Origin of the sequence: Streptomyces sp. NPDC058308, from assembly GCF_042880275.1 — a bacterium.
Lineage (GTDB): Bacteria > Actinomycetota > Actinomycetes > Streptomycetales > Streptomycetaceae > Streptomyces.
Map to the genome: position 1 here is coordinate 54,455 of NZ_JBHVZA010000006.1, position 17,120 is coordinate 71,574.

Sequence of the window (17,120 nt, forward strand, 5' to 3'; positions counted from 1 at the left end):
CCAGCCTAGGCGGAGATACCGTGACAGGGCAGCACACAGAAGGAGTCTTCCGTCATGGAGTACAACCCCGGAGCCGACTGGCTCACCGAGGCGGCCAAGGCCGCGGAGCGGCAGGGTCCGGGCAATCTGCTGCGGATCGTGCTGATCGTCATGGTCGTCGGCTGCGTCCTGGTCGGCTGGTTCCTGTTGCGCGGGTACCGGCAGAGCAGCGACAGCGGTTCGGTACGAGGCGTGGACCGGATGCCCGAGCGCCCGGCCGGGAAGGACGCGGAGCGCACGCCCGGCAAGGGTACGGAGCGCACGCCCGACAAGAGCACGGGAATCGCGCCCGACAAGAGCACGGGTAGCGCGCCCGGCAAGGGCACGGGAAGCGCGCCCGGCAAGGGCACGGGAAGCGCGCCCGGCGAGAGCCCTGGCGAGAGCGCCGAAAGTGCGCCGGACAAGGGTGCCGACAGCCGCAACGGCTGAGTCGGCGTAACCCGGAGCGGACCCCCCGCTTACGATGGCCCGGAAGTCTTTATGTCCATCCCACCTCCGGATAGGTCCTGCCTGAGATGAGCCTCCACAGCAACGCCGCCCAGCTGGTCACTCTCGCCTCCGAGGGCGGCGAGCACGGCGGCAACCACGAAAGCCTCAGCCCCATCCTCACCGGCGGGGGCGCGTTCGTCGTCCTCCTGCTGCTCCTGTGGATCACCACCCGCTTCAACCGGGACCGCTGAGCGGGGCCGTCCCGAACGGGACCGCTGAAACAGAGCCCGTCCGCCGGGCCGGTAGGGTCTGCACGCATGGGAGAGCAGGACATGCCTACCGGTCCGGAGACCGGTCCGGTGAGCAACGGCAAGCGCCGCCTGGGCGTCATGGGCGGAACGTTCGACCCGATCCACCACGGACACCTCGTGGCGGCCAGTGAGGTCGCCGCGCAGTTCCACCTCGACGAGGTGGTGTTCGTGCCGACCGGCCAGCCGTGGCAGAAGAGCGACAAGCAGGTCTCGCCCGCCGAGGACCGTTATCTGATGACGGTCATCGCGACCGCCGAGAACCCGCAGTTCTCGGTGAGCCGCATCGACCTCGACCGCGGCGGAGCCACCTACACGACGGACACGCTGCGCGATCTGCGTGCCCTCAACCCCGACACGGATCTCTTCTTCATCACGGGCGCCGACGCCCTCGGCCAGATCCTCACCTGGCGGGACACGGAAGAGCTGTTCTCCCTCGCGCACTTCATCGGGGTCACCCGGCCCGGCCACACGCTGGCCGACCCCGGGCTGCCCAAGGGCGGCGTCTCCCTGGTGGAGGTGCCGGCCCTGGCCATCTCGTCCACGGACTGCCGCGCGCGGGTCGCCAAGGGGGATCCGGTCTGGTACCTGGTGCCCGACGGTGTGGTGCGTTATATCGACAAGCGCGAGCTGTACCGCGGCGAATGAGCCGAGAGGGGCACCGGTGAACGACCGACAGTACGACCCGTATGCGGGCAGCGACCCGTGTGCGGGCGAGTACGCGGGCGAATACGCGGCTGATCAGTACCAGGTCGTCGGGTACGACGAGTACGGGCGACCGGTGTATCAGCAGGTGCAGCCTCAAGTGCCCCAGCAGCAGCAACACCAGCAGCAACACCAGCCGTACGAGCAGCAGGCGCAGCAGGCGCAGCAGCATCAGGGGTACGGGTACGACCCCTATGCGAGCGGCCGGCAGCAGGGCTATGAAACCGGGGCCTATGGAGCGGGCGGGTCCGGGGCGTACGACGCATACGGCAACGCCGGGACCTCGTACGACACCGGCTGGATCCCGCAGCAGCAGCAACCCCAGCAGCATCAGCAACAACAGCAGCACCAGCAGACTCAGCAACAACAGCAGGCTCAGGTGCCACCCCAGCACGCCCCGGAACCCGAGCCCGTCCCGGAACCCGAGCCCGTCCCGGAACCCGAGCCCACGCCGGAGCGCGAACCCGAGGGCGGGTACAAGACCGAGCAGTTCTCGTTCATCGAGGAGCCGGACGAGGACTCCGAAGACGTCATCGACTGGCTGAAGTTCACCGAGAGCCGCACCGAGCGGCGCGAGGAGGCCAAGCGGCGCGGGCGCTCGCGGGTCGTCGCGCTGGTCGTCGTCCTCGCCCTCGTCGTCGCGGGCGGCGTCGGCTACCTCTGGTACGCGGGCGAGCTGCCTGGCCTGTCGGACGACAAGGACGCCGCGGCCGCCGCGTCCGGACCGCAGAAGCGCGACGTGGTCGTCGTCCACCTGCACAACACCAAGGGCGGCGGCACCTCCACCGCGCTCCTGGTCAACAACGCCACCACCGAGCAGGGCGCCACCGTCCTGCTGCCCAACTCCCTCGCCGTCCCGGACGACGACGGCACGTCGACGACGCTCGGCAAGTCCGTCGACGACGACGGCTCGACCGGCACCCGCGAGTCCATCGACACGGTGCTCGGCACCGAGGTCGAGGGCACCTGGCGCCTCGACACCCCGTACCTGAACAACCTCGTCGAGCTCGTCGGGAACATCGACATCGACACGGACACCGACGTGCCCGACCCCAAGGCGAAGAACGGGCAGGCGCCCCTCGTGAAGAAGGGTGAGCGGCAGACCCTGAGCGGGCCGATGGCGGTCGCCTACGCCACCTACCGGGCGTCCGGCGAGGCCGAGTCCGCGCAGCTCGACCGCTTCGGCCAGGTCATGCGGGGCGTGCTGCGCAAGCTCTCGTCGGACCCGCAGGCGGCCACGACCACCGTCCAGTCGCTCGCGCAGATCCTTGACCCCTCGCTGGAGGAGAAGGATCTCGGTGCCTTCCTCGCCAAGCTCGCCGACCGGGCGAAGGGCGGCGACTACAAGACCACGCTGCTGCCGGTGCGGCCGGACGGCACGCTCACCGAGCAGGCCGGCGACACCGTGGTCAAGGACGTCCTCGGCGGAGCCGTGAAGAGCCCGGAGAAGGGCGCGGCCGTGCGGGTCGGCGTCAAGAACGCCTCGGGCAAGAAGGCCGCGGCCCAGGACGCCCGGATCTCCCTGGTCAACGGCGGCTACACCTTCATCGACAGCGGCGCGGGCTCCACGGCCCAGGCCGCCTCGCAGGTCACCTACGCGGACGCGGCGAAGAAGACGCAGGCCAGTGAGGTCGCGAAGACCCTCGGGCTGCCGGCGAGCGCGGTCCGCAAGGGCAGGACACCGCCGAACGCCGACGTGTCCGTGGTCCTCGGCCAGGACTACCGGACCGGCTGAGGCGACCGGCGCGGACGGCCTCGCGCCGCCCGTGTCGGGGGCGGCCCCGGGGCGGTGACGTAATCGTCTGGGGTGCTGTCGGCGGTCCGTGAGACCCTGGGGGTGTATCCACCACCCGAAGGAAAGCTCACAAGTGACCGCCACGGACCGCTCCACCGAGCTCATCACTGTCGCCGCCCAGGCGGCTGCCGACAAGCTCGCGCACGACATCATCGCGTACGACGTCAGCGACGTGCTGTCGATCACGGACGCCTTCCTGCTCGCCTCCGCGCCGAACGACCGCCAGGTCAAGTCGATCGTCGACGAGATCGAGGAGAAGCTGAACAAGCAGCTCGGCGCCAAGCCGGTCCGCCGCGAGGGGGACCGCGACGCCCGCTGGATCCTCCTCGACTACGTGGACATCGTGGTGCACGTCCAGCACAGCGAGGAGCGTGTCTTCTACGCCCTTGAGCGCCTGTGGAAGGACTGCCCCGAGATCGACCTGCCCGCGGATGCCAAGGCGACCCGCGGCAAGGCTGCCGAGCACGCCGAGCAGCGGGCCGCGGAGGAGGCCGACCTGGACGGTGAGCTGCGGTGACCGACCGCGGCTGCCGGATCATCCTGTGGCGGCACGGCCAGACCGCGTGGAACCTGGAGCGCCGCTTCCAGGGCTCCACGGACATCGAGCTGACCGAGACGGGCGTCGCCCAGGCCAAGCGCGCCGCCCGGCTGCTCGCCTCCCTGAAGCCCGACGCCATCGTGGCCTCGGACCTCAAGCGCGCGGCGGCCACCGCCGGTGAGCTCGCCGCCATCACCGGCCTCCCCGTCGCGTACGAGGAAGGCCTCCAGGAGACGTACGCGGGCGAGTGGCAGGGCCTGACGCACGACGAGATCATCGCCCGCTTCGGCGAGCAGTACGCCGCGTGGAAGCGCGGCGAACCGGTGCGCCGCGGCGGCGGCGAGCTGGAGACCGAGGTCGCCGACCGCGCCGCGCCCGTCGTCCTGCGCCATGCCGAGAAGCTGCCCGAGAACGGCACGCTGGTGGTGGTCAGCCACGGCGGCACCATCCGCACCACGATCGGTCGCCTCCTCGGTCTTGAGCCCCACCACTGGGAGGGCCTCGGCGGCCTCACCAACTGCTGCTGGTCGGTCCTCGGCCGGGGCGCGCGGGGCTGGCGTCTGTTCGAGCACAACGCCGGCACGCTGCCGGAACCGGTGCTCGGCGACGACGACTGAGCACCCCGGAGCCGCTCCCGCGGGCGGCCGGACCCGGATTTCACATTCCGGCTGGTCGCAGGCTAAAGTTCTTCTTGTTCGCCCGCCGAGCGGGAAGAACACAAGGGGCTATAGCTCAGTTGGTAGAGCGCCTGCATGGCATGCAGGAGGTCAGGAGTTCAATTCTCCTTAGCTCCACAGTCCCGGAAATCCCGTCCCCATCAGGGGGCGGGATTTTCTCGTGCCGCCGCTGCCTCCGTCCTGAGCCGGTGCAGCTCTGCCGTGTGCCGCCCGCTCTCCTCGTCGTCCGGGGTGTACACGACGATCCGGCACTCCGGCATGCCGTCGATGCTCAGGGAGACCGACGTCATGCGCAGCTCGCCGATCGCGCGGTGCCGGAACGTCTTCACGCGCCGCCCGGGCGGTATCACGTCGCCGCTGTTCCAGAGCTCGGTGAAGTGCGGGCTCGCGGCGGAGAGCCTGCGCAGGAAGCCCTCCCAGGCCGGCTCGCCCACGTGCCTGCCGTACGCGCTGCGCAGGGTGGCCACCATCACCGGCAGCTCCGCGTCGCGGAACACCAGTGGGCACTGTGCCGCGGGCACGGTGAACAGCGACCACAGCACGTTCGGGACGCCGGTGTCGGGGGTCTGGGGGAGGAGGAACAGGTCGCGGTAGGCGGGGTTGGTGGCGAGGATGTCGTACCGGGTGTTGTAGACCACTGCGGGGCGCGGGTCCATGGCATCGATGATGCCCTGCACGTCCGCGCCCACCACGTGCTCCGCGGCCGCGCGGTCCGGGGCATACGGCACCTCGGCCAGGTGGTACAGGTGCTCGCGCTCCGGCCGGTCGAGGCGCAGGGTGCGGGCCACGGCATCGAGGACCTGGGGCGAGGCGTTGATCGGACGGCCCTGTTCGAGCCAGGTGTACCAGGTCACGCCGACTCCGGAGAGCTGGGCGACCTCCTCGCGGCGCAGGCCCGGTGTGCGGCGGCGCAGGCCGGGGGCCATGCCCACGTCGGCCGGTGTCACCCGGGCCCTGCGGCCGCGCAGGAAGGCGGCGAGCTCGGGGCGGCGGCGCTGGGCCGTCCCCGGGCGGCCCCGATCGTGGATTCCCGGCTCTCCGTGTGCGGTCGTCATCGTCGTCACGTCCCCCATCGTCCGCGTCCGCCGAGGCCGCTGACAGGTGCTGTCAGTACCAGCATCGGCGGGCTCTCGTCACCCGTACCGAATCGCCCGCACGCTCATGCCATGACAACGACCACCCCGTCCGCCCCCGCGAGTCCAACTCCCGTGTCCAGTAAAGCGCCCGGCACTGACAAGCGGCCCGGGCGGCTGCTCGCCGTCGTGCTGGCCGCCCAGTTCATGGCCCTGCTCGACGTCTTCATCGTCAATGTCGCGGCGCCCACCATCCGCGCCGAACTGCACGCGTCCGGCGCCGGATTGCAGCTGGTGATCGCCGGATACACCATCACGTACGCGGTGCTCCTGATCACCGGCGCGCGCCTCGGCGACCGCGTGGGGCACCGCCGGGTCTACCTCGCGGGGCTCACGGTCTTCACCGCGGCCTCGCTCGCCTGTGGACTCGCCCGGGGGACCGGCGAGTTGATCGGCTTCCGGCTGCTGCAGGGGGCGGGCTCCGCGGTCCTCATCCCGCAGGTGCTGAGCCTGATCCAGCGCAACTTCGCGGGGGAGGCGCGGACCAAGGCGCTCGGCGCGTACGCGGCGGTCCTCGCGACCGGCGCCGCGGCCGGGCAGGTGCTCGGCGGGGTCCTCGTCAGCGCCGACCTGTTCGGCGCCGGGTGGCGCCCGGTGTTCCTGGTCAACGTGCCGGTCGGGGTGGTGCTCCTGGCCATGGCGGTGCGCGTGCTGCCGCGCGACGACGACAGGGAGCGGGCGGCCGGGCGGGCCCGCGGGCTCGACCTGCCCGGCCTGGTGCTGCTCGGCGCCGCCGTCTCGCTCTGCACCGTGCCGCTGGTGCTCGGGCAGCAGGAGGGCTGGCCGCTGTGGTCCTGGCTCTCGCTGGCGGCGGCCGCGGTCTGCTTCGCGCTCTTCTGCGCGTACGAGTCCCGCCTTGCCCGGCGGGGCGGGGCGCCGCTGATCGCGCCCCGGGTCCTGCGGACGCCGGGCATGGGCCTCGCGGTCTTCCGGATCGCCGCCGGGATGGCCGTGAACGCGGGCTTCCTGTTCGCGCTCACCCTGCACGTCCAGGGCGGTCTCGGCTACAGCCCGCTGCGGGCCGGTCTCACCTTCGCGCCGACCGCCGTGGTCTTCGGCGCGGTGGGTCTGACCTGGCGACGCTGGCCGCAGGTGGCCCAACGGGCGCTGATCCCGGGCGGCTTCGTGCTGACCGCGGTGTCGACGATCGCCGCGGGGCTGCTGCTGCGGGACGGCGGCGACGGCGGTCCCTGGCTCTACGCGGCCTTCTCCGGCGTGGGCGCGGGGCTCTCCCTGGGCTTCAGCCCGACTCTCACGCGCACGCTCGCCACGGTGCGCGCCGAGGACGCGGCCGACGCCAGCGGGCTGCTCGCGACGGTGACGCAGCTCGGTCAGTTGACGGGTGTCGCCTGCTTCGGCGCCCTTTTCCTGAACCGGATCGAGTCGCAGCAGGCTCCCGGGGCGTATACATCCGCGGGTGCGCTCTTGGTGTGCACCTGTGCGCTGGCCGCGGTGGCCACACTCGGCGCCGTGTCCGGACTGGTACGAATGCGTCGCTGACCGGGTCGCTCAGAGCGTGGCAGAATCGGACGGCCGGAAGGAGACGCAGCCCGACGGGAGGGAGAGCGCGATGCCTGCGAGCATCCTCGGAGAGGCCGACCGCCTCTCCGAAGCGGCGGCCGTACGGGAACGGGCCGCTCTCCGCACGCTCCTCAACTGCCCTTCCTGCGGCTCGGTCCACGTCGCCCAAGTACTCGGTGACAATGGCGGAGTCTCGTACGTGTGTACCGCCTGCGGCCACAGCTGGAGCTGATCGATGGGTGCACACAGGCGAAAATGCGACTGGTGCGGCAGTGGCACGCCGATCGTCCGCGACATGGAACCGGTCAACCCGGACTACCAGTACTGGTGCGAGGAATGCGCACGGGCGCTGATCATAAAGGGTGACCCCATCGAGACGTACCGTGAGCTCGAAGGGGAGCCGATCTATGGCCGGCTGCTCGACGAGCACTGCACGCTCAAACGGTTCTACTCGTTCGCGACCGCGTGACCGCGACCAGAAGGAACACGAAAGCGGTCACTACGTAGAGGGCGGACAGCGTCATCTGGCCATAATTCTGGACGAGTTCCGGCCGTCCCTGCCCGTGCGGCACCCACCACAGGGCGTACGAGCAGAAGACCAGGGACGCCGCCCCGGCGACCGCCCACCGCGCCCGCCCGCCCCCGCGTGCCGCCTCCACCCCCAGGAGCAGCGCCATCGGCACGCACCACACCCAGTGGTGCGACCACGACACCGGGCTCACCAGGAGCGCCGTCGCCGCACAGGAGAGAGCGGCCCAGGCCCGTTGCCCGCGCAGTGCGGCGGCCACCGCGGCCCCGAGGCCGAGCGCCCCGGCCACGGCGGCGGCCAGGGCCCAGCAGGCCCCGGGCTCCCCGGTGTGCAGGCACCGGGCGAGGACGCCGCGCAGCGACTGGTTCGCGGTGTTCTCGGCGAACCCGACCCGGTCCGCCTCGAAGACCATCCTGGTCCAGAAGCGCCACGAGTCGTACGGCAGGACGGCGGCCGCGAGGAGCGTCGCGCCGGCGAACGAGACGGCCGCCCCGCACGCGTGCCGCACCGTCGGCCGCCACGGCCCGTGCCGCACCGCCTCGGCGGCCCCGGTCAGCAGCAGGAAGGCCGCGAAGAGCGCGGGCGTGAGCTTGATCGCCGCCGCGACGCCGATGCCCACGCCCGCCCAGCGGTGGCCTGGGCGCCGGGACAGGTCCCACAGGACGAGGACGCCGAGCAGCAGGTTGATCTGTCCGTAGCGCAGCGTCGTCCACACCGGTTCGCACCAGACGGCGAGGGAGGCCACCCACAGGGCGCCCGCCACGCGCGTGTGCCGCTCGCCGTGGACCAGCCGCAGGGAGAGGTGCGCGAAACCGACCAGGAGCAGCAGGTTCCCCAGCGTCGCGAGGGTGCGCATGTCCGCCGTGTCCAGGAGCGTCAGCGGCGTGAAAAGCAGCGCGGCGAACGGCGGGTAGGTGGTGGGCAGATGGGCCTCAGTGGTGCGCAGCGCGTAGAGGTCACCGCCCGCGCGCACGGTCGCGCCCTCGGCCCGGTAGACCATCAGGTCGATCATCGAGACGTCGGCGGCGCGCTGCGCGAGCCAGAAGGCCGTGAAGGAGAACAGGCAGACCCCGGCGGCCAGCGGTACGCGGCGGCGGGCGGCGGCGGACGCGATCACGGTCACGGGGGCTGACAGTACCGGCCGTATCGGGCTGTACCGGTGCAGACCGGAATCGATTTGGTGGAGCACGGGGATGACCGTGTAATGTTGGCGGAGCCGCCGGGGAAACCGGGCGGACAGGCAAGGGGCTATAGCTCAGTTGGTAGAGCGCCTGCATGGCATGCAGGAGGTCAGGAGTTCAATTCTCCTTAGCTCCACAGGATATGAGCGGGCCACCCGGATCGGGTGGCCCGCTCTTTCTTTGTCACGCTTTTTTCCTTTTCACGCGGTCGTCCCGTGTGCTTCACGCAGTCGTCCCGTGTGCCGGGCCCTCCGTCACTGCCTTCCGCTGCCGAGCGCCCTGCGCCGCCGTCCAGGCGGAAGCGCCGCCGGCAGTCCGGGGACGCCCTGCGGCTCCGCCCGCGACGGCCCCTCGATGCGCAGTGCGAGCGCGGGGCAGCGGCGCACCGCACGTGCGGCACGCGCTTCGGAGTAGCGCGGTACGGAGGCTTCCGCGACGGACGGGAAGCCGTCCGGGCCCAGCTGGATCAGTTCCGGGACGATGTCCGCGCACAGCCCGTGGCCCTGGCAGAGCGTCCAGTCGACGGCCAGCTTGCGGCCGCTGGGCGCCTCGGCCGCGGGCGCGTCCTCCTGGAGGGGCAGGACGCCCTCGACGGGGCGGCCGCAGCCACCGCCCAGAACGTGTGCCGCGAGGTCGTCCGTGAACGTCGAGATCGTCGACTCCAGGAAGGCCGCCGAGCCGTCCGGGTGCTTGCACGCCCCACGCCGCTGCACGGCCCGGGTCACCTCGCGCAGCGCTTCGAGAGCGGTCGGGCCGCCGCCCTGCAGCACGTCGCCAAGGCCACGGGCCGCCGCGGGGAGGCCGAGGTAGCAGGGGCCGCACTGCCCCGAGCTCTCGGCGGCCAGCCAGTTCGCGACGCGCAGCGATTCGCCGAGCGGACACGTGCCCTCGCCGATCGGCAGGACGGCGCCCGCGCCGAGCGCGCCCCCGCAGGCGTCCAGGGAGGCGCGGGAGACGACCGCGTCGTGTGCCGTGACGGTGTCGAGCCACTTGCCGTGATAGCCGCCCGTGAGCACGCCCTGGGGGAGCGCCGGTGCGCCGGCGAGCTGGAGGACGTACCGCAGCGGCACCCCGGTGGGCACCTCGACGACCATCGGTCGGGCGACCGCTCCGGAGAGGGTCAGCAGGACCGTGCCCGGCTCCTCGCGCAGGCCGGTGCGGCAGTAGCGGTCGGCACCGGTCCGGGCGGCGACGGCGAGCTGGGCGAAGGTCTCCGCGTTGGACAGCAGGGTGGGGGCGCCGCCCACTCCGGAGTCGGACGTGCGCGCCTTCCGCCCCGGTGGCAGCGGCGGGCCGCCGTCCGCCGAGCGGACGAGGGCGGAGGACTCCCCGGTGACCATGCGCACCGGATTGCGCTGCACGCGCGCGCGAAGGGCCGGTCCGCGCCGGTCGCCGAGGCCCCGCTCGGCCAGCGCGGTGCGCATCGAGGCCTCGGTGGAATCGCGCGTCACACCGATGACGAGGGTGCGCGCCCCGAGGGCCTCGGCGGCGAGCAGGGCGCCGTCCAGGATGAGGTGCGGGGCGCGGTTGATCAGGACGGTGTCCTTGCGGCAGGCGGGCTCGTCCTCGCTGCCGTTGACCACGACCACGGGGCGTACGCCGCGACGTATCGCCGCGTCGGCGACGGCCCGCAGCTTCTGCGCGAAGGGGAAGCCCGCGCCGCCCCGGCCGCGCAGCACGATGTGCTCGGCGAGGCGGGCGAGCGGTTCGCCCGCCATGGGTTCCAGGGGGCCGTGCACCTTCAGGTGCATGGCGAGATCGAGGCGTTCGACGAGGTCGAAGCCCGAGGTGAGCAGAGGCAGCCCGACGACGCGGACTTCGGGGACGTCGGGCAGCGGCGCGTTCACGGGTGGCCTCCAGTGGCGGCGTTCCAGGGCTCGCCCGAGCTGGGGGCCCGAAAGGGCCGGGGCAGCGGCTCGGTGGCGGGGCCACTGTCGTACGCGGGGTCGTGGACGGGGTCGTACGCCGGGTCGAGGGCGACGTCGTACGACGGGTCGTGGACGGGCTGGGGGGCCGTGTCGTACGTGGGCGGGGGCGCGACGTACGGGGCCTCGGCGGGCGGTGGTGGGCAGGGCGCGGGCCAGCGGACGTCGGGTCCGGCGCGGGGCGCAGGGACGGTGGGGGTCGTCGCGCGGTAGGCCGCCGAGATGCCGGCGACCGAGCCGGGGGCAGGGGCGCTCGCGCCGGGCAGCGGTGCGCAGGCGGTGTCCCGCGCGGGAGGGTGTTTTTGGGGCGGGGCGTCGGGTGCCGGTTCGAGCAGGGCCAGGATCCGTGCGGCGGCCCTCCGCTTCACGGGGAGCGGCGCCGCGCGCAGCGTGACGGCTCCGGCGACGGCGACCAGGCACAGGCAGTACAGCGCGACCACCCACGGCTTCGGCTCGCGGCCCGCGTACAGGCCGTGGATCAGCGCCGAGCACCAGGCCGGGTAGGCCAGCATGTGCAGCGCCCGCCAGCGTGACGCGATCCGCGCGGGAGAGGCGAAGGCACTGCGCAGAGCACCGGTGACGCCGGTGACGATCATGAGGAGGCCCGCGAGGGAGCCCAGGCCGATGAGCCCGGCGCTGCCGGTGACGCCGAGTCCGAACGGCATCAGGGCGCCGAACAGGGACACATGGTCCAGGGCGACCTTTACGGTGCCGTGCAGCAGCAGGAAGCCGATGGCGGAGACCGCGGTGGCCCGGTGCACTGCCTGGGCGAGCAGGCGCTGGCGGGAGTGCAGGAAGAGCCGGTCGGTGGCGACCAGACCCCAGACGACGGCGGCGGTGAGCGAGACCAGGGACAGGACGCCTGCGGTGAAGTCCAGCGCGGCCCGCAGCCCGTCGCTGCCCGCGAAGACGAGCAGGGGTATCAGGAGCACGGCTCCGGCGCTCAGGGCACGCGACAGCGGGACGGGAGGCCGGGAGGACGGACGCGGAGAGGGACGGGCCGACGAACGTGGAGACGATCGGGGAAGGGAACGGCTCTTGCGGTGCGGGTGCAGAGGGTTCATGGGGGCGACTCCGAAATGGTTCGGTCCCGCCGCATGCTAAGTCGCTCCATACCGGTGGGTACGCGGTTTGAGTTATTGCGTTGTTATCAAAGCGCGATGCGATCTTGGTGTTGCCCCGATAGTGGGCGGTACGCGGAGTAACCCTTGGCCAAAGGGTGGGGGCGGTGCGCCCCGGCCGGCGCCTGGGAAAGCTCGTCGCGGGCCGCACGGGCGCTGCGGTACCCTGACGCCATGCGTGCCGTACGCCTTCTGCTTAGCGGGCCGCGCTGATCAGTCCCGACCGCCGCTGAATCGCGGTCGGAATCGGCGCGGCGTCCCCTCCTGTGCGAGGGGCATTTTTGTTTGGCCAGCACGGTCAATTCCGCAGGCAGAGACGATCGATGGAGCTTTGAGGATCATGAGCGAGACGAATTCTGCTGCCGCCTCCGAGGTGGCCGCGCCGCACCGCTATACGGCCGCTCTGGCCGCTGAGATCGAGGCACGCTGGCAGGACTTCTGGGACGCCGATGGCACCTACGAGGCGCCGAACCCGAGCGGCGACATGGCCGCGCGGACCGAGGCGGAGGCCGCGCTGGTGGCCAGGCCCAAGAAGTTCATCATGGACATGTTCCCGTACCCCTCCGGAGCGGGCCTGCACGTCGGCCACCCCCTGGGGTACATCGCCACGGACGTCTTCGCGCGCTTCCAGCGCATGACGGGCCACAACGTCCTGCACACCCTGGGCTTCGATGCCTTCGGCCTGCCCGCCGAGCAGTACGCCGTGCAGACGGGCACCCACCCGCGGGTCTCCACCGAGGCCAACATCGAGAACATGAAGTCCCAGCTGCGCGCGCTGGGCCTGGGCCACGACAAGCGGCGCTCGTTCGCGACGATCGACCCCGAGTACCACAAGTGGACCCAGTGGATCTTCATCCAGATCTTCAACTCCTGGTACGACGCCGACGCGGCGCAGGCCCGTCCGATCGCCGACCTGGTCGCGCAGTTCGAGAGCGGTGACCGCGCCGTACCGGACTCCACGCGCGCGTGGAGCGAGCTGGACGCCGCGGAGCGCGCGGACGTGCTGAGCCGGTACCGCCTGGCCTACGCCTCCGACGCCCCCGTCAACTGGTGCCCCGGCCTCGGCACCGTCCTGGCCAACGAGGAAGTCACCGCCGACGGCCGCTCCGAGCGCGGCAACTTCCCCGTCTTCAAGGCCAAGCTGCGCCAGTGGAACATGCGCATCACCGCGTACGCCGACCGGCTGCTCGACGACCTGGACGCGCTGGACTGGCCCGAGGCCATCAAGCTGCAGCAGCGCAACTGGATCGGCCGCTCCGAAGGCGCCCGCGTGAAGTTCCCCGTGGGCATCGAGGGTGACGCGATCACCGTCTTCACCACTCGCCAGGACACCCTGTTCGGCGCGACCTACATGGTCCTGGCCCCCGAGCACGACCTGGTCGACAAGGTCGTACCGGAGGCCTGGCCCGAGGGCACCCACGAGACGTGGACCGGCGGCCACGCCACCCCGGCCGAGGCCATCGCCAAGTACCGCGCCTTCGCCGCCTCCAAGTCCGACGTGGAGCGCCAGGCGGACGCCAAGGAGAAGACCGGCGTCTTCACCGGCGTCTACGCCACCAACCCGGTCAGCGGCGAGCAGGTCCCCGTCTTCATCGCCGACTACGTACTGATGGGCTACGGCACCGGCGCGATCATGGCCGTCCCCGCGCACGACAGCCGCGACTTCGCCTTCGCGCGCGCCTTCAACCTGCCGATGCACTGCGTGGTCGAGCCCTCCGACGACCGCGGCACCGACACCAGGACGTGGGACGACGCCTTCTCCTCGTACGAGGCGAAGCTGATCAACTCGTCGAACCAGGAGATCTCGCTCGACGGCATGGATGTCGAGGGCGCCAAGGCCCGCATCACCGGCTGGCTGGCCACCCGCGGCATCGGCGAGGGCACCGTCAACTTCCGCCTGCGCGACTGGCTGTTCAGCCGCCAGCGGTACTGGGGCGAGCCCTTCCCGATCGTCTACGACGAGGACGGCATCGCCCACTCGCTGCCCGAGTCGATGCTGCCCCTGGAGCTGCCGGAGGTCGACGACTACTCCCCGCGCACCTTCGAGCCGGACGACGCGGACACCTCTCCGGAGACGCCGCTGTCCCGCAACGAGGACTGGGTCAACGTCACGCTGGACCTGGGCGACGGCCCCAAGCAGTACCGCCGCGAGACCAACACCATGCCCAACTGGGCGGGTTCGTGCTGGTACGAGCTGCGCTACCTGGACCCGCGCAACGACCAGCAGCTGGTCGACCCCGCCGTCGAGCAGTACTGGATGGGCCCGCGCGAGGGTCAGCCGACCGGCGGCGTCGACCTGTACGTGGGCGGCGCCGAGCACGCGGTGCTGCACCTGCTGTACGCGCGCTTCTGGTCGAAGGTCCTGTTCGACCTGGGCCACATCTCGTCGGCCGAGCCGTTCCACAAGCTGTACAACCAGGGCATGATCCAGGCCTACGTCTACCGGGACAGCCGCGGCTTCCCGGTGCCCGCCACCGAGGTCGAGGAGCGCGACGGAAAGTTCTTCTTCGAGGGCGAGCCGGTCAAGCGCGAGCTGGGCAAGATGGGCAAGTCCCTGAAGAATGCCGTCACGCCGGACGAGATCTGCGACGAGTACGGCGCGGACACCCTGCGCCTGTACGAGATGGCGATGGGCCCCCTGGACGTCTCCCGCCCCTGGGACACGCGCGCGGTCGTCGGCCAGTACCGCCTGCTGCAGCGGCTGTGGCGCCTGATCATTGACGAGTCGACCGGTGAGGTCACCGTTGCGGACGTCGCCGAGGCCGACATCGACGAGAGCACCCTGCGCGCCCTGCACAAGGCGATCGACGGCGTCCGCCAGGACCTGGACGGCATGCGGTTCAACACCGCCATCGCCAAGATCACCGAGCTGAACAACCACCTGACGAAGGTGGGCGGCCCGGTGCCGAGGTCCGTCGCGGAGCGCCTGGTGCTGCTGATCGCGCCGCTGGCCCCGCACATCGCCGAGGAGCTGTGGCGCAAGCTGGGCCACACCGACTCGGTCGTCCACCGGGACTTCCCGGTCGCGGACCCGGCGTACGTCGTGGACGAGTCCGTGACCTGCGTCGTGCAGATCAAGGGCAAGGTCAAGGCGCGCCTGGAGGTCTCGCCGTCGATCTCCGACGCCGAGCTGGAGAAGGTGGCGCTGGCCGACGAGAAGGTCGTGGCCGCGCTGGACGGCGCCGGGATCCGCAAGGTGATCGTGCGGGCGCCGAAGCTGGTGAACATCGTTCCCGCGTAGCCGTCGGGCAACTGCACGGCCGGGCAGGTGCATAGGGGACTTCCCCTACGGGCAGGTTGGGGGTTCCGCTGGAACCCCCGGCCTGCCTTCTCCGTTTACGGTGGAAGGAGTCACTGGAACGGACGGGATGCGGAGAGGAGCGTCATGGAAGCCGTGGGCGCAATCGTGGCGCTGCTGGTCGTGCTGTTCTTGGTCCTCGGGGTGTACGCGACGGTGAAGGTCGTCCGCGCCGCCAAGCGAGGCGTGGACCGCACCATCCTGGAGGCCCGCCGGACGGTGGAGGACACCACGCTGCGGGCGAAGAGCTTCGCGCAGGTCGGCACGGCCGCCGAACTGGCCCAGCTGCGGCTCTCGTTGCGCTCGTCCATGCGTGCCACGCAGGACGTCCTGCACGCGGGCGCCGCCGCCGACGCCTCCCTGAAGGAGACGCTGAGTCTCTTCGACCGGCTCAGCACCCACGGGCACGAGCTGGACGACGAGCTCCGGCGCCTGGAGCGCGACCCGGACAAGGCCGCTCTGGCCGCGCGCCTGCCCGACCTTCGGGAGCGCACGACGCAGATCACCAAGGCGGCCGACTCGCTGCGCTGGTCCGCACGCGACCGGGCCCGCCGGTTCGCGGGCGACGACCTGGACTCGCTGAGCACCCAGATCGACATGGAGGCGGGCGCCCTGCGGCACTGGACGACGGAGCCGTCGCCTGCGCAGACCCCGCCCCCCTGGCCCGAGCCGGCCCCGGAAACGGGCCGGGACGCCGAGCAGACCTGGACCGAGCCGTCCGGGGCCGACCGGAAGGCGGCCCAGGAACCGACGCGGCACGCGATCACCCCGCCCGCCGCGAGGGCCGCGTATCCGTGGGAGAAGAAGACCAAGCCCGAGAGCACGACCTGATACGACCGGTGGCACCGAGTCCCTCCCCCGGAACGGGCTGCTCCCCGCCAGGGTCGCAACAGGGGCCGGGCTGCCACCCGACAGCACAGACAGGTAATCTCCAGCTCATGTCCCGCCATGTCGCGATCGTCACGGATTCAACGGCCTACCTGCCGCAGCGGACGATGGAGCGGCACGGCATCACCGCGGTGCCTCTGACCGTGGTCCTGGGGGACCAGGCGCTGGAGGAGGGCACCGAGATCTCGGCCCGCTCGCTCGCGCTGGCGCTGCAGAAGCGGAAGTCGGTGACCACGTCCCGGCCGAGCCCCGAAGTCTTCGCGCAGGTCTACCGCAAGGCCGTGGAGGCGGGCGCCACGGCGATCGTCTCGCTGCACCTCTCCGCCGAGTTCTCCGGTACGTACGACGCCGCGGTCCTCGCCGCGAAGGAGGCGCCGGTGCCGGTACGGGTGGTGGACACCGGCATGGTCGCGATGGCCCTCGGCTTCTGCGCCCTGGAAGCGGCCCAGGCCGTGGAGGCGGGCGACTCCGTGGAGGAGGCGGTGGCGGCCGCGGAGAAGCGGGCAGCCGGCACGTCCGCGTACTTCTACGTCGACACCCTCGACTATCTGCGCAGGGGCGGCCGCATCGGCGCCGCACAGGCGCTGCTGGGCTCCGCACTCGCCGTGAAGCCGCTGCTGAAGCTGGACGACGGCCGCATCGACATGCTGGAGAAGGTGCGGACGGCGTCGAAGGCGATCGCCCGGCTCGAGGAGATCGTGGTCGAGCGGGCCGGCGCCGGCCAGGTCGACATCGCCGTGCACCATCTCGCGGCGCCGGAGCGGGCGGAGGCGCTCGCCGACCGCCTCAGGGAGCGGGTGCCGGGCCTCGGGGAGCTGCATGTCAGCGAGGTCGGCGCGGTGATCGGCGCGCACACGGGGCCGGGGCTGCTGGGGGCTGTGGTCTCACCTCGGTGAGGGTTGGTGCGTGGTGGGCGAGGTGCCGGGCGGCGCGGGGCGACGAGTGTGCCCCGTGTGGGTGACGGAGTTATCCACAACTGCCGGGTAATCCACGGGAATTGACCAAGATCAACAACTTTGGCCGACGGTGCCTA

Annotated in this window: 16 protein-coding genes and 2 tRNA genes; 14 read left to right on the forward strand and 4 right to left on the reverse strand. The window is 71.5% G+C overall.

The window, feature by feature from the left end; genetic code table 11:
• The first annotated feature begins 54 nt into the window (after positions 1-54).
• The 7 genes from ACFVYL_RS10590 (at position 55) to ACFVYL_RS10620 (ending at position 4,608) form a co-directional block, all read left to right on the forward strand.
• The gene (locus ACFVYL_RS10590; protein WP_389714433.1) at positions 55-468 is read left to right on the forward strand and encodes a hypothetical protein; all 414 of its coding nucleotides are present in this window, start codon (positions 55-57) and stop codon (positions 466-468) included.
• Positions 469-554: 86 nt separating this feature from the next.
• Positions 555-719 carry a hypothetical protein gene (locus ACFVYL_RS10595; protein WP_361715348.1) on the forward strand — a complete coding sequence of 55 codons (165 nt, stop codon included), beginning with the start codon at positions 555-557 and terminating at the stop codon, positions 717-719.
• 66 nt (positions 720-785) lie between these two features.
• Entirely contained in the window at positions 786-1,424 is a 639-nt protein-coding gene (nadD, locus tag ACFVYL_RS10600; RefSeq protein WP_268771192.1) for a nicotinate-nucleotide adenylyltransferase, read from the forward strand.
• A gap of 16 nt (positions 1,425-1,440) precedes the next feature.
• Positions 1,441-3,216 carry an LCP family protein gene (locus tag ACFVYL_RS10605; RefSeq protein WP_389714435.1) on the forward strand — a complete coding sequence of 592 codons (1,776 nt, stop codon included), beginning with the start codon at positions 1,441-1,443 and terminating at the stop codon, positions 3,214-3,216.
• A gap of 133 nt (positions 3,217-3,349) precedes the next feature.
• Positions 3,350-3,793 (forward strand): ribosome silencing factor, encoded by a 444-nt coding sequence (gene rsfS, locus ACFVYL_RS10610; protein WP_389714436.1) that lies wholly within the window; start codon positions 3,350-3,352, stop codon positions 3,791-3,793.
• Complete coding sequence (locus tag ACFVYL_RS10615) at positions 3,790-4,431, forward strand: histidine phosphatase family protein (protein ID WP_389714438.1); 642 nt, start codon at positions 3,790-3,792, stop codon at positions 4,429-4,431. Before rsfS ends, ACFVYL_RS10615 begins: the two co-directional genes overlap by 4 nt.
• A 104-nt stretch (positions 4,432-4,535) precedes the next feature.
• A tRNA-Ala gene (locus tag ACFVYL_RS10620) sits at positions 4,536-4,608 on the forward strand.
• Positions 4,609-4,631: 23 nt separating this feature from the next.
• On the opposite strand, the gene ACFVYL_RS10625 is transcribed toward ACFVYL_RS10620, so the two are convergent.
• Positions 4,632-5,546 carry a helix-turn-helix transcriptional regulator gene (locus ACFVYL_RS10625; protein WP_389714694.1) on the reverse strand — a complete coding sequence of 305 codons (915 nt, stop codon included), beginning with the start codon at positions 5,544-5,546 and terminating at the stop codon, positions 4,632-4,634.
• Between the two features lie 111 nt (positions 5,547-5,657).
• Between ACFVYL_RS10625 and ACFVYL_RS10630 the strand changes: the two genes are divergently transcribed.
• The 3 genes from ACFVYL_RS10630 to ACFVYL_RS10640 all read left to right on the forward strand — a co-directional run bounded on the left by ACFVYL_RS10630 (position 5,658) and on the right by ACFVYL_RS10640 (position 7,614).
• Positions 5,658-7,124: an MFS transporter gene (locus ACFVYL_RS10630; protein ID WP_389714439.1), complete on the forward strand. Its 1,467-nt coding sequence runs from the start codon at positions 5,658-5,660 to the stop codon at positions 7,122-7,124.
• A 70-nt stretch (positions 7,125-7,194) separates the two neighbouring features.
• Entirely contained in the window at positions 7,195-7,377 is a 183-nt protein-coding gene (locus tag ACFVYL_RS10635) for a hypothetical protein (RefSeq protein WP_389714440.1), read from the forward strand.
• Between the two features lie 3 nt (positions 7,378-7,380).
• Entirely contained in the window at positions 7,381-7,614 is a 234-nt protein-coding gene (locus tag ACFVYL_RS10640; RefSeq protein ID WP_016643127.1) for a hypothetical protein, read from the forward strand.
• Here the strand turns inward: ACFVYL_RS10640 and ACFVYL_RS10645 are convergent.
• A complete protein-coding gene (locus ACFVYL_RS10645; RefSeq protein WP_389714441.1) occupies positions 7,583-8,797 on the reverse strand; it encodes a glycosyltransferase 87 family protein in 1,215 nt (404 codons plus the stop codon). The genes ACFVYL_RS10640 and ACFVYL_RS10645 overlap by 32 nt on opposite strands.
• A 121-nt stretch (positions 8,798-8,918) precedes the next feature.
• Here ACFVYL_RS10645 and ACFVYL_RS10650 point away from each other — a divergent pair.
• Positions 8,919-8,991: transfer RNA gene (locus tag ACFVYL_RS10650), tRNA-Ala, on the forward strand.
• A 118-nt stretch (positions 8,992-9,109) separates the two neighbouring features.
• Here ACFVYL_RS10650 and ACFVYL_RS10655 read toward each other — a convergent pair.
• Together ACFVYL_RS10655 and ACFVYL_RS10660 are read right to left on the reverse strand one after the other, a co-directional pair.
• Positions 9,110-10,702, reverse strand: a complete 1,593-nt coding sequence (locus ACFVYL_RS10655; protein ID WP_389714442.1) for a ferredoxin — start codon at positions 10,700-10,702, stop codon at positions 9,110-9,112.
• A complete protein-coding gene (locus ACFVYL_RS10660; RefSeq protein ID WP_389714444.1) occupies positions 10,699-11,712 on the reverse strand; it encodes a hypothetical protein in 1,014 nt (337 codons plus the stop codon). The genes ACFVYL_RS10655 and ACFVYL_RS10660 overlap by 4 nt, the downstream gene beginning before the upstream one ends.
• A 529-nt stretch (positions 11,713-12,241) precedes the next feature.
• Between ACFVYL_RS10660 and leuS the strand changes: the two genes are divergently transcribed.
• The 3 genes from leuS (at position 12,242) to ACFVYL_RS10675 (ending at position 16,983) form a co-directional block, all read left to right on the forward strand.
• On the forward strand, positions 12,242-15,142 hold the full coding sequence (gene leuS, locus ACFVYL_RS10665; RefSeq protein ID WP_389714445.1) for a leucine--tRNA ligase: 2,901 nt from the start codon (positions 12,242-12,244) through the stop codon (positions 15,140-15,142).
• Positions 15,143-15,286: 144 nt separating this feature from the next.
• Entirely contained in the window at positions 15,287-16,030 is a 744-nt protein-coding gene (locus tag ACFVYL_RS10670) for a hypothetical protein (RefSeq protein WP_389714446.1), read from the forward strand.
• Positions 16,031-16,137: 107 nt separating this feature from the next.
• Positions 16,138-16,983, forward strand: coding sequence for a DegV family protein (locus ACFVYL_RS10675; protein WP_389714447.1), 846 nt, complete (start codon positions 16,138-16,140; stop codon positions 16,981-16,983).
• Positions 16,984-17,120 lie beyond the last annotated feature (137 nt).